Raw genomic sequence first — 14477 nt, forward strand, 5'->3', positions numbered from 1 at the left:
AAGGAGGAAGGCGCGTGCGTGAACTGAGCCAGGCCGCTCGGGGGGTCAACTGGCTGATCACCGACTTCGTGAACAACGTCCCAGGCGTTGCGCACACGGTCGTGGTGTCGACCGACGGTCTGCCGCTGGCGTTCTCGGACGGGTTCCCCCGGGACCGGGCCGACCAGCTGGCCGCGGTGGCCGCCGGCCTGATCAGCCTGACCCAGGGCGCATCCCGGGTCTTCGAGGGCGGGGCGGTCACCCAGACCGTGGTGGAGATGCAGCGAGGACTGCTCCTCATCATGTCGATCAGCGACGGCTCCTGCCTGGCGGTGCTGGCCGCCGCCGACTGCGACATGGGTCTGGTGGCCTACCAGATGACCCTGCTCGTCGAACGGGCGGGACAGGTGCTGACACCGGCCGTTCGCGCCGAGCTCCAGGCATCCCATCCCCGGTGAGGGTGCGCAATGGATACTGTCCTAGGAGGGTGCCGTGGCAGGCCGCGGCTGGACCGATGAGGGGGGCCCGCTGAGCGGGCCGCCCTACGAGTCGATGGACAACGCCCACCGGCAACAGGGCGGTCCTTCACATCACATGCAGCCGGCGCCGGCGGAGCAGAGCTCGCTGGTCCGGCCGTACGCCGTGACCGGGGGACGCACCGCTCCCCGGACCCAGCTCGCCATGGAGGCACTGGTCTCCTCGGCGACGTCGATCCATCACGATCTGTCTACCCGTACGCCGGAGTACCAGGCGATCAGCGCTCTCTGCCGGCATGTGCGTTCGGTCGCCGAGATCTCCGCGATGCTGCGCATTCCTCTCGGCGTCACGCGGATCCTGGTGGCCGACATGGCGGCTGAGGGCCTGATCCAGCTCCATCAGCCCCAGCTGAACGCGGGCAAGCCGGATCTCAACCTGCTGGAAAGGGTGCTCAGTGGACTTCGCAGGCTCTAGCCGCCCCGGCGGCCTCACCTCGACCAAGATCGTCGTCGCCGGTGGCTTCGGTGTGGGGAAGACCACGTTCGTGGGCGCTGTGTCGGAGATCCTCCCGCTGACCACGGAGGCGGTGATGACCGACGCGAGCGCCGGGATCGACGATCTCGGTCTCACCCCGAACAAGACCACCACCACGGTGGCGATGGACTTCGGCCGGGTCTCCCTGGACCGCGACCTGATCCTGTACCTGTTCGGCACGCCGGGCCAGCACCGGTTCTGGTTCATGTGGGACGACCTGGTCCGCGGCGCCATCGGCGCGGTCGTGCTGGTCGACACCCGCCGCCTGGCCGACAGCTTCCCGGCGATCGACTACTTCGAGGAGGCGCAGCTGCCCTTCGTCGTGGCGCTCAACGGCTGGGACGGAAGCTACCCGCACGCGGAGGAGGAGGTGCGGGAGGCGCTGACGCTCGATCCCGGCATCCCGATCTCGCGGACCGACGCGCGCTCCCGCGACGCGGTGAAGTCCACGCTCATCACCCTGGTGGAGCACGCGCTGACCGTGCGCATGGCCGTTCCCGGCTGGGGCCGCTAGGCGGGATGATCCGGCCTCTCCGCCCGCGGCGACCGCGCGGACACCCCCGCACCGGGGCACCGGGCGTACCTTCCAGCGGATAGGCTGGGAGGTCGAGTCGCAGACCTGTAGCGCAGAGGCTGGCCAATCACGTGTTCGAGACGCTTTCCGACCGGCTCACATCGGTCTTCTCCTCCCTTCGATCCAAGGGTCGGCTCTCCGATGCCGACATCGACGCGACCTGCCGCGAGATCCGCATCGCGCTGCTCGAGGCCGACGTCGCGCTGCCCGTCGTCAAGACGTTCGTGGCGCAGGTCAAGGAGCGCGCCCGCGGGGCGGAGGTCTCCCAGGCGCTGAACCCGGCCCAGCAGGTCGTCAAGATCGTCAATGACGAGCTGATCGGGATCCTGGGCGGTGAGACCCGGCGGCTCCGCTATGCGAAGAACCCGCCGACCGTCATCATGCTCGCCGGTCTCCAGGGAGCCGGCAAGACCACCCTGGCGGGCAAGCTCGCCCGCTGGCTGCGGGAGCAGAACCACGTTCCGCTGCTGGTCGCCGCGGACCTCCAGCGTCCCAACGCGGTCCAGCAGCTCGCCGTCATGGCCGAGCGGGCGGGGGTCGCGGTCTACGCCCCCGAGCCAGGCAACGGCGTCGGCGACCCCATCGCGGTGGCCCGCCAGTCGATCGACCACGCCCGCCGGCAGCAGCACGACATCGTCATCATCGACACCGCCGGCCGCCTGGGCATCGACCAGGAGCTGATGAAGCAGGCCGCGGACATCCGCGACGCGGTCTCGCCGGACGAGGTCCTGTTCGTCGTCGACGCCATGATCGGCCAGGACGCCGTCTCCACGGCCCAGGCCTTCATGGAGGGCGTCGGCTTCGACGGGGTCGTGCTCACCAAGCTCGACGGCGACGCCCGCGGCGGCGCCGCCCTGTCGGTCCGCCACATCACCGGCAAGCCGATCATGTTCGCGTCCACCGGTGAGAAGCTCGAGGACTTCGACGCCTTCCACCCGGACCGGATGGCCTCCCGCATCCTCGACATGGGCGACATCCTCACCCTGATCGAGCAGGCCCAGAAGACCTTCGACGAGGGAGAAGCCGCCAGGATGGCGGACAAGCTCACCTCGGGCGAGGGCTTCACCCTGGACGACTTCCTCGAGCAGATGATGATGGTCCGGAAGATGGGCCCCATCAAGAACCTGCTCGGCATGATGCCCGGCATGGGGCAGATGCGCGACCAGCTCAACCAGGTCGACGACCGCGACCTGGACCGCATCGCCGCCATCATCCGCTCCATGACGCCGGGCGAGCGCCAGGACCCGAAGATCATCAAGGGTTCGCGCCGCGAGCGCATCGCCAGGGGTTCCGGCGTCACCGTGACAGAGGTCAACAACCTGGTCGTGCGCTTCTTCGAGGCGCAGAAGATGATGAAGCGGATGGCCGGCGGGCTGGGCATCCCCGGCATGCCGGGCGGTCGCAAGGGCAAGGCCGCGCAGAAGAAGGCGGCCAAGGGCCGGCGCGTCAGCGGCGACCCGCGTAAGGCCGCGCTCGGCAAGAGCGCGTCCGGCGGCGCGGAGAAGGCCCCCAACGTCGGCGGAGCCCTCGGCAACCTGGGCGCCGGCCAGCTCCCGCCCGGCCTGGAGCTGCCGCCCGGCTTCGACCCCTCCAAGTTCAAGTTCCCGGGACAGAAGTGAGCGACGACAACGACGGCAGGTTCCACGGACGGGCCCGGTTGATCTGGATGATCATCATCATCGGGTTCATCGTGGTGGCCGCGCTGGAGCTGCTGGGAGTCCGTCCCAAGTAGGACGGGCGGGCGGCGGGCGTGCACGAAACCTCCGCCGCCTCTCCCGCCGCCTCTCCTGGGGCCGTCCGGCGCGCCGCGGAGCCGTACGGCGGGCCGACGGGCGGGGCGGAGGTCGCCGGGGGCCCGCGTTGCCGAGATTTTTCCCGGCGGAGCCACGGGAGAGTGCGATCGGGTGGCGGGGCACCCCCGTGTGTCTGGCACAATGACATGTTGGAACATCCCGACCACGCGGGCGCCCTCTAACCCCCGCCGGTCGTGCCTGTCCCTGTAGCGGTCCGCTCCTCGTGCCCCACTCGATGAGACGCCGCTCGCCCACGCTCTAATGCAGGAGAGACCACACCAGTGGCAGTCAAGATCAAGCTCAAGCGGCTCGGCATGATCCGCAACGCGCAGTACCGTGTCGTCATCGCCGACAGCCGCACCAAGCGTGACGGTCGGGCGATCGAGGAGATCGGCCTGTACCACCCGAAGGAGAACCCCTCGCGCATCGAGATCGACGCCGAGCGGGCGGCCTACTGGCTGGGTGTCGGCGCGCAGCCGACCGGGCCGGTGATGAAGCTCCTCAAGATCACCGGTGACTGGCAGAAGTTCAAGGGCGAGCCCGCCCCGGCTCCGAAGCTCGTCGCCGAGCCCAAGCCGGACCGGCACGCCGCCTACGAGGCCGCGGCCAAGGAGACCCTCTCCCTCGACGCCGCCGCGACCACGCCGAAGAAGTCGGCGAAGAAGGCCGTGAAGGCCGAGGAGGCCCCCGCCGAGACCCCGGCCGAGCCGGTCGCCGCCGAGGAGAAGCCGGAAGGCGAGGCCTGAGGTGCTCGAGGAGGCCCTCGAGCACCTGGTGAAGGGCATCGTCGAACATCCCGACGAGATCCAGGTCCGGGCCCGCCGCATCCGCAGCGGGCGCGTGCTTGAGGTCCGGGTCCATCCCGAGGACCTGGGCAAGGTCATCGGCCGCGGTGGCCGTACGGCCAAGGCGCTCCGCACCGTCGTGAACGCGCTTGGCGACGGCAAGTACGTCCGGGTCGACCTGCTCGACCTGGACGAGGTCCGCTGACACGCGATCCATCGAGCGGACGGGTCACCCACGCCGTGGGTGACCCGTTTGCGTTCTTTCCGCTTCTTTTCGCACACGATGACTTCAGGAGACGGGCGTGCAGCTTGTCGTTGGCCGGATCGGCCGCCCGCACGGGCTCCGCGGCGACGTGACCGTGGAGGTGCGTACCGACGACCCGGAGCAGCGTTTCGCGCCCGGTTCGGCCCTGTCCACCGACCCCGCCTCCGCAGGCCCGCTCGTCGTGGAGTCGCGGCGCTGGCACTCCGGGATCCTGCTGGTCCGCTTCGAGGGCGTGGACGACAGGAACCGCGCCGAGGAGCTGCGAGGCACCACCCTCGTCATCGACTCGGCCGACATCCCGCCCTCCGACGACCCCGACGAGTTCTACGACCACCAGCTCATCGGCCTCACCGTGGTCACCCCCGACGGCGAGCGGGCCGGCGAGGTGGTCGACGTGCTCCACCACGGCCAGGACCTGCTGGTCGTGCGGCGCGCCGGCAGGGATGTCTACGTGCCGTTCGTGAAGGCGCTGGTCCCGGAGATCGACCTGGAGCAGGGCACGCTCCTGGTGGACGGCCCGGCAGGCCTGCTGGATCCGGACCAGATCGTCTGACATGCGTATCGACATCATCTCGATCTTCCCCGAGTACTTCGCCCCGCTCGACGTCTCCCTCATCGGCAAGGCCCGCGAGCGCGGCACCCTCGACATCCGCCTGCACCAGCTCCGCGACTGGACGCACGACGTGCACCACACCGTGGACGACACGCCCTACGGCGGCGGTCCCGGAATGGTCATGAAGCCGGACCCGTGGGGCGCCGCCCTCGACGACGTCCTGGCCACCGACCCCGCCGCCCGTCCGCGGATCGTCGTGCCGACGCCGAGCGGAGTCCCCTTCACCCAGAAGCTCGCCATGGAGTACGCCGCCGAGCCCTGGCTGCTGTTCACCCCCGCGCGCTACGAGGGCATCGACTCGCGGGTCATGGCCGAGTACGGCTCCCGCCTGAGGGTGGACGAGGTCAGCATCGGCGACTACGTGCTGGCCGGGGGCGAGGTGGCGGTGCTGGTGATGGTCGAGGCCGTCGGGAGGCTCCTGCCCGGGGTGCTGGGCAACGCCCGCTCGGCCGTGGACGACTCGTTCGCTCCGGGCGCCATGGAGAACCTGCTGGAGGGCCCGGTCTACACCAAGCCGCCCCAGTGGCGGGGGCACGAGGTGCCGGAGGTCCTGCTGTCCGGGCACCACGGGAAGATAGCCCGGTGGCGGCGGGACGAGGCGCTGCGCCGTACCGCCAGGAACCGCCCGGAACTGCTCTCCGCGCTGGCCTCGGAGGGGCTCGACAAGCACGACCGCGCGCTCCTGGCCGGGCTCGGATTTCCGGTGGACGGCGAAAATGTGGCACACTGAACCGTTGCCGCCGACTGCCCGCAGGCCGGCGCGCGCCGCCGGGCCCGTGAGCCCGGCTCCCAAGACAAAGCCAGCCCAGCATGTGCGTCCACCGCGATGCCGCCTCGTCGCGGCCGGGTGGACCTCCGCGTGCTCGCCTAAATGAGGTACCACTGTCATGCACACGCTGATCACCGAGCTTGAGAAGGCCACGCTCCGCAGCGACGTCCCGGACTTCCGTCCCGGTGACACGCTCGAGGTGCACGTCCGAGTGATCGAGGGCAACCGCTCCCGTGTCCAGGTCTTCAAGGGCTTCGTCCTGCGCCGCCAGGGCAGTGGCGCCCGTGAGACCTTCACCGTCCGCAAGATCAGCTACAGCGTCGGCGTGGAGCGCACCTTCCCGGTGCACAGCCCGGTCATCGAGAAGATCGCGGTCGTGACCCGTGGCGACGTCCGCCGCGCCAAGCTCTACTACATGCGTGACCTGCGCGGCAAGGCCGCCCGCATCCGCGAGAAGCGCGAAGCCCGCTAAGGCGCCCACGGCTCCGTCCTGGCCCGTTCCCGCGAGGGGGCGGGCCAGCGGCGTGTCGGGCCCGACTCGATCATGTTCCGTCTGACCGCCCGGCCGGAGGCGGCGAGGGCTGGGGAGTCGGCGGCCGGATCGCCGTCCGCACCTGCCGGGACGCGGGCGGACATTCTCCGAGGATGATCGTCTTGCGGGGAGAACCCGGTAGTCTTCCCGCTAAACCTGATGGAATCGGGAAGAGTCCTTAACCACCGGCTCGGCCGCTGAACTCCGGTCATCATCTAGGCTCGTCAGAGATGACTAGCGAAGACCAGGCGTGCGACGCAGCCTCGCGTCGACCTGTCGAGGACGAGGTGGACGTGGTCGCGGAAGACACCAAGAAGACGGCCAAAGGCGGCAAGGACAAGAAGAAGGGCTCTTTCTGGCGGGAGCTCCCGGTCCTGATCGTCGTCGCGCTGGTCCTCGCGTTCCTGATCAAGTCCTTCATCGTCCAGGCGTTCTACATCCCGTCGGAGTCGATGGAGAACACCCTCCTGAAGAACGACCGGGTCCTGGTCAACAAGCTCGTCTACCACGTCCGCGACATCGAGCGCGGCGACGTGGTGGTCTTCTCGGGAGTGGACTCCTGGGACGGCGAGGTGCAGTTCGAGGAGCCGTCCAATCCGGTGGCGGCGTTCTTCCACGCGGTCGGCACCGCCTTCGGCGTGGTGCCCGGCGAGAAGGACTACATCAAGCGCGTCATCGGTGTCCCCGGTGACACCGTGAAGTGCTGCGACGACAAGGGCCGCGTCACGGTCAACGGGGTTCCCCTCGACGAGGAGAGCTACCTCTATCCGGGTGACGTGCCGTCCCAGAAATCCTTCGAGATCAAGGTCCCCAAGGGCCGTCTCTGGGTCATGGGCGACCACCGCCAGGTCTCTCTCGACTCCCGTGAGCACCAGAGCGACCCGGGTGGCGGCACGATCCCGGTGGACCAGGTGATCGGCCGGGCCTTCGTCATCGTCTGGCCCTTCTCCCGGGCCACCACTCTCCCCATTCCCGACACGTTCAGCCAGCCGGCGCTGGGCGCCGCGGCCGCCCTGGGAGGGGCCGTCCCCCTCCTCGGGGGCGTCGCGGGTGCCGTCCCGCTGGTGCTGTGGCGTCGTCGCCGGCGTGCAAGGCGGTAGCCGTACCTCATGACTGTCGAACCCGAGAGCAAGCAGGACAAGCCCTCCCGGAAGGGCGGCCTGCGCGAGACACTCTTCCTGCTCGTCTCCGGCGTCGTGGTGGCGCTGCTGCTGCAGGCCTTCGTCTTCCAGTCGTTCTGGATCCCCTCAGAGTCCATGGAGAACACCCTGATCGAGGGCGACAGGGTGGTCGTCAACAAGCTGCACGGCGCGGCCGAGCGCGGTGACGTGGTGGTCTTCAAGGGGTGGGACGGCAAGGACACCATCAAGCGGGTCATCGCGGTCGGCGGTGACACCGTGAAGTGCTGCGACGCGCAGAAGCGGATCACCGTCAACGGGGTGCCGCTCGACGAGAAGGCCTACCTGCACCCCGACGACTTCCCCTCGGGAGACGATTTCGAGAAGGTCGTCCCCGAGGGGCGGCTCTGGGTGATGGGTGATCACCGTTCGGCCTCCTACGACTCCCGCGGGCACGAGGAGCAGGAGGCGAACGGCGCGATCCTGGAGGACGACGTGATCGGCCGGGCCGTCGCGATCTACTGGCCGTTCTCGCGGGCGGCCGTGCTCTCCACCCCGGAGACGTTCAACCAGAAGTTCACCAAGGGTGACTAGCGACGCCGGGCCTGCCCGCCGGGCGGCAGCCCGGACGCGGCGGGCCGTCGCGGAGCCCGTACCCCGCGCGGGGCTGGTGCCCCGCCCCGTCTCCCGGCTCTGCGACGGTGGAGCGGTCGGGACGGGGCATGGAGATGGGCAAGAATGAGGTGGGGGCCGGTGTCGCCTGATCGGGCGGGCTGGGAAGGCGTGTGACAGGAGGAACGGGATGAGCGCAGAGGATCTCGAGAAGTACGAGACCGAGATGGAGCTGCAGCTTTACCGTGAGTACCGCGATGTCGTCGGCCTGTTCACCTACGTCGTGGAGACCGAGCGGCGTTTCTACCTCACCAACTCCGTCGACCTGGACGTCCGCACCGCGGAGAACGGCGACGTGTTCTTCGACGTGAAGATGCAGGACGCCTGGGTCTGGGACATGTACCGACCGGCCAGGTTCGTCAAGAACGTCCGCGTGGTCACCTTCAAGGACGTCAACGTCGAGGAGCTGGCCAAGCCCGACCTGGAGATGCCCAAGGAGGGCTTCTCCGGCTGAGCGGGCGGCTCCCGGCGCCCCGAGCTCCCGCGGCCGGGTTCCGGCCGCTCCCGGTGGCGACCCGCCCGGTCACGGCGGTCGTGGAGCATCCCGGGTTCTCCACAGCTGAAGCCGTCCCCGGCGGGGTGTCCACAGAAGCGGATTCGGTTTCTTTCCGGGGCAGCGGGCTGCGCCAGGGTCGGGAACCGGAGGTGGTTCCATGGCCGCGAAGGACGAGCTCGGCAAGCACGGTGAACAGATCGCCGTCGACTACCTGCAGGCGCACGGCATGCAGGTCCTGGATCGCAACTGGCGGTGCCCGGACGGTGAGATCGACGTGGTCGCCCGCGACGGGCGGGACCTCGTCGTGGTGGAGGTGAAGACCCGCTCCGGCCGGAGCCACGGGACCGCCTTCGAGGCGGTGACCGCGGTGAAACTCGCCCGGTTGCGCAGGCTCGCCGGACGGTGGTTGAGCACGCAGGCCGAGCGGTTCGACTCGGTGCGGATCGACGTGGTGGCGCTGGAGCGGTTCGCCGGAGACTTCGCCATCCGCCACGAGCGGGGGGTGTGCTGAGTGGGCTCCGGACCGTCGTGGGCCGCCGGCGCCGCCGCGGGGGTGGTGTGAGTGGCCGTCGCGCGCACCCGCTGCGTCTGCCTGGTCGGGGTGACCGGCCACGTCGTCGACGTCGAGGCCGACGTGGGCAGCGGCATGGCGGGCATGCACCTCATCGGCATGCTGGACACCGCGCTGAGCGAGGCGCGGGACCGGGTCCGCTCGGCCATGGTCAACAGCCGCTGCCCCTGGCCCGACGCCCGCATCACGGTGAGCCTGTTCCCCGCCAGTCTGCCGAAGCGTGGCAGCACCTTCGACCTCGCGATCGCGGTGGCGCTGCTCGCCGCGGCGGGGTTCGTGCCCGGGGAGAGGGTCGCCGAGCCCTTCTTCCTCGGCGAGCTCGGACTCGACGGCTCGCTCAGACCCGTGCGGGGCGTGCTGCCCGCCGTGCTGGCGGCGGTCGCCGTAGGTGCCCGCACGATCGTCGTCCCGGCACGCAACGCGGCCGAGGCGAGCCTGGTGCCGGAGGTGACGGTGGTCCCTGTCACGACCCTCGGTGAGCTGGTGGAGTGGTTGCGATGTGACGGCGGGGCCGTCCCGCCCGCCGGCGCGAGCCCTCCGCCATGTGGGGCGGCCGGTCCCGACGACCGGGGATCCGCCGAGGCCGTCCCCGACCTGGGCGACGTGGCGGGCCAGCCGTTCGCCCGCCGCGCGCTGGAGGTCTGCGCCGCCGGGGGCCACAACCTCTGGATGCTGGGCCCGCCGGGCACAGGCAAGACGATGCTCGCCGAGCGGCTGCCCACCCTGCTGCCGCGCCTCGACCGGGACCAGGCCCTTGAGGTGACCGCGATCCACTCGGTCGCCGGGACGCTGCCGGTGGATCGGCCGCTGCTGGAGCGTCCGCCTTTCGTCTCGCCCCACCACACGGCGACCATCGCGGCCGTGGTCGGCGGCGGCAGCGGGGTCATCCGGCCGGGCGCCGTCTCCCTGGCGCACCCGAGTGTGAGCAGAGGTACATTAGACCGATGACCAGAGGTTCCGGCATCCGCGCTGCAATCTACGTCCGTATCAGCGAGGACAGGGAGGGTTCCGGCATGGGAGTCCAGCGCCAGGAAGAGGACTGCCGCCAACTCGCTGACCGGCTCGGCTGGCAGGTCGCCGGGATCTATACCGACAACGACATCTCGGCCTACTCCGGGAAGCCTCGCCCGGCCTACAGGCAGATGCTTGCCGACATCGAAGCCGATCAAGTGGATGCGATCATTGCCTGGCATAACGACCGCCTTCATCGCACCCCTTCGGAACTGGAGGACTTCATCAAGCTGGTGGAAGATCGAGAGACGAGGGTCCAGACGGTGCAGGCCGGAGAATTGGACCTGTCCACAGCCGCCGGCCGAATGATCGCCCGGATGCATGGCTCCTATGCCCGCTATGAATCCGACCAGAAGAGTGAGCGGGTGGCCCGCAAACATCAGGAGCTCGCGAAGGCGGGGAAGGTCTCCGGCGGAGGGACTCGCCCGTACGGCTACGCCGAGGACCGGATCACGATCGTGGAAGAAGAAGCGGCGATCATCCGAAATGTTGCCCAGCGCCTCTTGTTGGGGGAGACGCTGGGAGGTGTCGCCAAGGACTTGAACCGCCGCGGTATCACTACGGTGACGGGCCGGCAGTGGTCGGTTCAGACCCTCAAGCGAATGATGGTCTCCGCGCGGATCGCTGGACAGCGCGAGCACCAGCCCCGGCCGCGGCATGTCACGAAGCGCTCCCTGATCGGGGAGGTAGTCGCCGACGCGGTCTGGCCCGGCATCATCACTCCAGAGGAGTCGGCTCGCCTACGAACCCTCTTGATGGACCCCAGCAGGCGTCTGAGCCCCGGACGCAACGGACGCTATCCGTTGACCGGTTTGCTGTACTGCGGGCACTGTGAGGGCCACTACAGGCTCGTCGGGAAGCCCAACGGGGCGGGGCAGCGCCGGTATGTATGCGACAACACTCCGGGCCGGCCAGGGTGTGGGAAGGTCATCATCCTGGCGGCGACGTTGGAGGAGTACCTGTACGCCACCGCGGCCTCGCTGCTGGACGACCCGGAGTTCATGCGGCAGTTGAAGGCGGGACAGAGCAATGCTGTCTCCAGCGCGCTCCTGGAGGAGATTGCGCGAGATGAGGCCGAGCTTGATGAGTTGGCGCGCGACCTGGGGGAGCGCCGCATGACTCGCAGAGAGTGGCTGGCCGCTCGAGAGCCGGTAGATCGGCGGCTGCAGGTGAATCGGGCGCGGCTGGCGAGGGAGGACCACCGGGCGGTGCTGGTGTGGGAGGACGCGCCGAAAACGGGAGAGGAGGCGCGGGCGTGGCTGGGGAGGGAGGACGTGCCTGTGGCGCTGAAGCGGTCGCTCCTGTCGGGGTTTATCGACCGGGTGGTGGTACATCGTGCCGTGAAGGGGCGTAACTTCCTGGATGAGGGTAGGTTGCAGGTTGTTTGGAGGGTCTAGGCTCATTTGACCCTTTCTTTAAGGTTACGCATTGCTTACCCCCTCGCGTGTCGCGACTCGGACCAGTCGGGCATATCGGGCGCAATGTTCAACATTAAACTACTCTGCGTGATTTTACCTGAACGCGCAGGTGAACCAAGATTCGCTCTCGCCCAATAGGGACTTAAGTCCTATTCACATTCGGCCACTTGGGCATCTACAGTGAGTCCTCTATCGCGTGCGTGGGGACGACATCGCGGCAAGCTACAGCTCTGCTGTAGTTGAAAGGGCGGGACACCTGTGATCAACGTTCACCCGACCGGAGCAACCATTACCCGCCTTTGCTGGGCAGCATGGATCCTCTTCATCGCCGAGATGACCATCGGCCTCATGTCGAACCGGATCTTCGTCGGTACGGCCATCATCGCGCTGGGACTCACGATAACGGCATCAACCCGCTACCTTGGCGTTCAGATCAAGGAATGGATCGAACGCCACGCGCGACTCGCTGACGAGTCGCGCGACCGTCTGGGGGACCGTATCGAGGCGGCGACACACCAGCATGCGAAGACGATGGGGCAGCAGGTACTGAGCGCCAACGAGCTGGTGACCTTGAAGTGGAGGGCCGAAGCTCTGGCCAAGCTGGACGCCGCCGCAACCTACTCCAGCAATGACACTGGACCGTTCCAGATCATTAACGGGTACGGGGCATAGCGGATATCCGAAGAAGCGCCAACAACATAGCGCGGGGAGACGCATCAAAGGGTCGCGAGGTTTACTCTCGCGGCCCTTTTTTTGCTTCGGCTTCCTCTTTGAACGTGCTCCGACGCATGAGCGCGTACGCCTTCAGCATCTCGTCCTTCTCTTGCTCGGGAAGGTCGAGGGCGTAGATCTGGGTGACAATGGGATCATTCCGCTTCTGGTCGCTCAAGGTCAGATCCTCTGGTCGCGCTAGGCCGCGCTCTACGAGGATCTCTCCAAGGGATTTGCCTCCTTCCCGCGCCGCTGCCCACAGGTCGTCAATGGTCTCGCTGCCTGCCCCTCCAGGGCGGTCAACTGGCGTGGCGTCGGTGGCGTCAATGAAGGGCATCGGGTCGTAGCCGGCCGCCGAGACCAGTCGACGGGTGAGGTCGGCAAGGTGGGGGAACCGGGCTGCAAGGTTGGTTGCTAGTTGAGCTAGCGCCTCATAGGCCGGCTGGTTCTCTGATCGGGTCCAGCGATTGATCTGTGACCGGCTGCGGCCTGCTAGCTGGGCGAGGTCCGCCTGAGACAGGTGCGCATGCTTGCAAATTTCCTCAAGGGCGGACCGGAAGGCGTCTCGGTCCCAGGTAGTTGTACGCACGCACGCACGTTAGCATGCCCTTCCTTTTCCATCCATGCAGGTGGAGGGATATGTGACTAACCCCATGACTGTGCATGCATGCGCTGTCAGTGGCTTGGCGCGGTCCAATTTGACCCGATTTGCCGGTCTACCTGCATAAACGATCTATCCAGATCTGTTGCATGCATGCACACACCGGAGTATGTTGCATGCATGCGCACAACCGAACGGGCCAAGCGGCCCAACCTCCGGCTCAGGCTGAGGACATCGGAGTGGGAGCGGCACACCCGTGCTCGCGGCCTCGTCTCTGACGCTGAATGCGCCCGACTCCTCGGACTGAGCACCTCCACCATCAGCCGCGCCCGCGGCCACGAGGTCGAGCCGAGTCACCAGTTCATCCGCGCAGCTATCTGGCACCTGCCTGGACTCAAGTTTGAGGACCTCTTCGAGATCATCCCGAGCGGAGAGAAGGGCAACGGCTGATGGCGTCCGCCAAGAAGAACGCCAAGCCCAGTTGGATGAGCCTGCCTAGCGAGCAGTGGCACACCGACCCCGCGTTCCGTGCTCACATTGCGGAGTCCCGCGCGGCGTGCGGCCTGCCGCCTCGCATCACGGATCCCATCGTCCTCGCACGCCTCGCAAAGATCATCCTTCTCGGTCAGGTGGATGACGCACCTGCGCCCACCGGCGCCTCCGGCGAGGAGCGTGCGGCATGAGCGAGATCGTCCACATCCCGTTCCACGGCCGCGAGATCCTCGCCGTCGAGGAGAATGGTAAGCCCCGCATCATTCTCAAGCCCGCCGTCGAGCACATCGGCTTGGACTACTCCTGGCAGCTCCAGAAGCTCAAGGCGAAGTCCTGGGCAACTGTGGGGGAGACCCCCACGGTTGGCGCGGACGGCAAGGTCCGCGGGATGGCGAGCGTGGATGTCCGCACCTTCCTGATGCTGCTGGCCACGATCGACGAGCGGCGTGTCGGTGAAGAGGCCCGCCCGGTCCTGGTCGCCTACCAGCGCGAGGTCGCCGATCTCATTGAACGGCACTTCACCAAGGCGCGTGAGGCAGAGCCGGTCGCGGAGATCGAGGCGCCGAAGCCGACGGAGCCGGTCACCTATCCGCTCGCGGACACGGTCGTCCTGATCCGGCAGCGGTTCGGCGTGAAGGTCCCGGTCGCGGAGCTGACGCGAGTCCTCCGCCAGGGCGGGGTCTTGTGCCAGAACGGCAAGCCGAAGGTCGACTATGAGGCGATTTTCTGGCACACCGGCAGCGCGTACGAGGTGTTCGGCCACCGGATCGAGGCGCTGTACCGGCTGTACGAGTCCACGAAGATCCGGCTGGAGATGGCCGCTCAGGCTCGGCTGCGGATGGACCCGCCTGGTTGGCCTGAACTGCCGTTCGGTGGTGCGTGATGGCCCGCCGTGACGCTGACATGCCGCTGCCCCGCGCGGGATCCCTGGATGACGCGACGGTCTACGCGATCGCCGGGCTGATGGCCCGCTGCTCCGAGCTCGCCGCGCTGGATGCCGGCGACCCGGCCCCCACCCCCTGACATGCCGCGGGCCCGGCTGATGAAAGCAACCGGGCCCGCGCCC

General features: G+C 68.1%; 20 protein-coding genes and 1 pseudogene. 20 read left to right on the plus strand and 1 reads right to left on the minus strand.

Annotation, left to right across the window (positions count from 1 at the left end; genetic code table 11):
* The first annotated feature begins 14 nt into the window (after positions 1 to 14).
* The 16 genes and pseudogenes from HS041_RS11930 (at position 15) to HS041_RS12005 (ending at position 12279) form a co-directional block, all read left to right on the plus strand.
* Positions 15 to 437, plus strand: coding sequence for a roadblock/LC7 domain-containing protein (locus tag HS041_RS11930; protein WP_307845252.1), 423 nt, complete (start codon positions 15 to 17; stop codon positions 435 to 437).
* A gap of 34 nt (positions 438 to 471) precedes the next feature.
* Positions 472 to 930: a DUF742 domain-containing protein gene (locus HS041_RS11935; protein WP_307845253.1), complete on the plus strand. Its 459-nt coding sequence runs from the start codon at positions 472 to 474 to the stop codon at positions 928 to 930.
* The gene (locus HS041_RS11940; RefSeq protein ID WP_196440526.1) at positions 911 to 1504 is read left to right on the plus strand and encodes a GTP-binding protein; all 594 of its coding nucleotides are present in this window, start codon (positions 911 to 913) and stop codon (positions 1502 to 1504) included. Before HS041_RS11935 ends, HS041_RS11940 begins: the two co-directional genes overlap by 20 nt.
* A 131-nt stretch (positions 1505 to 1635) precedes the next feature.
* Positions 1636 to 3183 carry a signal recognition particle protein gene (ffh, locus tag HS041_RS11945; RefSeq protein ID WP_196440527.1) on the plus strand — a complete coding sequence of 516 codons (1548 nt, stop codon included), beginning with the start codon at positions 1636 to 1638 and terminating at the stop codon, positions 3181 to 3183.
* A 455-nt stretch (positions 3184 to 3638) separates the two neighbouring features.
* A complete protein-coding gene (rpsP, locus tag HS041_RS11950; RefSeq protein ID WP_196440528.1) occupies positions 3639 to 4103 on the plus strand; it encodes a 30S ribosomal protein S16 in 465 nt (154 codons plus the stop codon).
* Position 4104: 1 nt separating this feature from the next.
* The gene (locus HS041_RS11955) at positions 4105 to 4347 is read left to right on the plus strand and encodes an RNA-binding protein (RefSeq protein WP_184945466.1); all 243 of its coding nucleotides are present in this window, start codon (positions 4105 to 4107) and stop codon (positions 4345 to 4347) included.
* A gap of 97 nt (positions 4348 to 4444) precedes the next feature.
* Positions 4445 to 4960 carry a ribosome maturation factor RimM gene (gene rimM, locus HS041_RS11960; RefSeq protein WP_196440529.1) on the plus strand — a complete coding sequence of 172 codons (516 nt, stop codon included), beginning with the start codon at positions 4445 to 4447 and terminating at the stop codon, positions 4958 to 4960.
* A 1-nt stretch (position 4961) separates the two neighbouring features.
* Positions 4962 to 5750 (plus strand): tRNA (guanosine(37)-N1)-methyltransferase TrmD, encoded by a 789-nt coding sequence (gene trmD / locus HS041_RS11965; RefSeq protein WP_196440530.1) that lies wholly within the window; start codon positions 4962 to 4964, stop codon positions 5748 to 5750.
* A 157-nt stretch (positions 5751 to 5907) separates the two neighbouring features.
* Positions 5908 to 6261 (plus strand): 50S ribosomal protein L19, encoded by a 354-nt coding sequence (gene rplS, locus HS041_RS11970; RefSeq protein WP_196440531.1) that lies wholly within the window; start codon positions 5908 to 5910, stop codon positions 6259 to 6261.
* A gap of 290 nt (positions 6262 to 6551) precedes the next feature.
* Positions 6552 to 7421 carry a signal peptidase I gene (gene lepB / locus HS041_RS11975; protein ID WP_196440532.1) on the plus strand — a complete coding sequence of 290 codons (870 nt, stop codon included), beginning with the start codon at positions 6552 to 6554 and terminating at the stop codon, positions 7419 to 7421.
* A gap of 9 nt (positions 7422 to 7430) precedes the next feature.
* Complete coding sequence (gene lepB, locus HS041_RS11980) at positions 7431 to 8033, plus strand: signal peptidase I (protein WP_196440533.1); 603 nt, start codon at positions 7431 to 7433, stop codon at positions 8031 to 8033.
* 208 nt (positions 8034 to 8241) lie between these two features.
* Positions 8242 to 8565, plus strand: coding sequence for a DUF2469 domain-containing protein (locus HS041_RS11985; protein WP_067184127.1), 324 nt, complete (start codon positions 8242 to 8244; stop codon positions 8563 to 8565).
* A 199-nt stretch (positions 8566 to 8764) separates the two neighbouring features.
* On the plus strand, positions 8765 to 9118 hold the full coding sequence (locus HS041_RS11990; protein ID WP_196440534.1) for a YraN family protein: 354 nt from the start codon (positions 8765 to 8767) through the stop codon (positions 9116 to 9118).
* 51 nt (positions 9119 to 9169) lie between these two features.
* Positions 9170 to 10102, plus strand: a pseudogene (locus tag HS041_RS11995) (ATP-binding protein); the annotation flags it as partial.
* 20 nt (positions 10103 to 10122) lie between these two features.
* Positions 10123 to 11586: a recombinase family protein gene (locus HS041_RS12000; protein WP_196440536.1), complete on the plus strand. Its 1464-nt coding sequence runs from the start codon at positions 10123 to 10125 to the stop codon at positions 11584 to 11586.
* 279 nt (positions 11587 to 11865) lie between these two features.
* On the plus strand, positions 11866 to 12279 hold the full coding sequence (locus HS041_RS12005) for a hypothetical protein (protein WP_196440537.1): 414 nt from the start codon (positions 11866 to 11868) through the stop codon (positions 12277 to 12279).
* A gap of 61 nt (positions 12280 to 12340) precedes the next feature.
* On the opposite strand, the gene HS041_RS12010 is transcribed toward HS041_RS12005, so the two are convergent.
* Complete coding sequence (locus HS041_RS12010; RefSeq protein ID WP_196440538.1) at positions 12341 to 12907, minus strand: helix-turn-helix transcriptional regulator; 567 nt, start codon at positions 12905 to 12907, stop codon at positions 12341 to 12343.
* Positions 12908 to 13099: 192 nt separating this feature from the next.
* Between HS041_RS12010 and HS041_RS12015 the strand changes: the two genes are divergently transcribed.
* From HS041_RS12015 to HS041_RS12030, 4 genes are read left to right on the plus strand one after another with little or no spacing between them, the layout of a single operon-like run.
* Positions 13100 to 13369, plus strand: coding sequence for a hypothetical protein (locus HS041_RS12015; RefSeq protein ID WP_196440539.1), 270 nt, complete (start codon positions 13100 to 13102; stop codon positions 13367 to 13369).
* A complete protein-coding gene (locus HS041_RS12020; protein ID WP_196440540.1) occupies positions 13369 to 13602 on the plus strand; it encodes a hypothetical protein in 234 nt (77 codons plus the stop codon). The genes HS041_RS12015 and HS041_RS12020 overlap by 1 nt, the downstream gene beginning before the upstream one ends.
* A complete protein-coding gene (locus HS041_RS12025; RefSeq protein WP_196440541.1) occupies positions 13599 to 14294 on the plus strand; it encodes a phage antirepressor N-terminal domain-containing protein in 696 nt (231 codons plus the stop codon). Before HS041_RS12020 ends, HS041_RS12025 begins: the two co-directional genes overlap by 4 nt.
* Positions 14294 to 14434 carry a hypothetical protein gene (locus HS041_RS12030; protein WP_196440542.1) on the plus strand — a complete coding sequence of 47 codons (141 nt, stop codon included), beginning with the start codon at positions 14294 to 14296 and terminating at the stop codon, positions 14432 to 14434. The genes HS041_RS12025 and HS041_RS12030 overlap by 1 nt, the downstream gene beginning before the upstream one ends.
* The last annotated feature ends 43 nt before the right edge of the window (positions 14435 to 14477 follow it).

The organism is Planomonospora sp. ID67723, assembly GCF_015711605.1.
GTDB lineage: Bacteria > Actinomycetota > Actinomycetes > Streptosporangiales > Streptosporangiaceae > Planomonospora_A.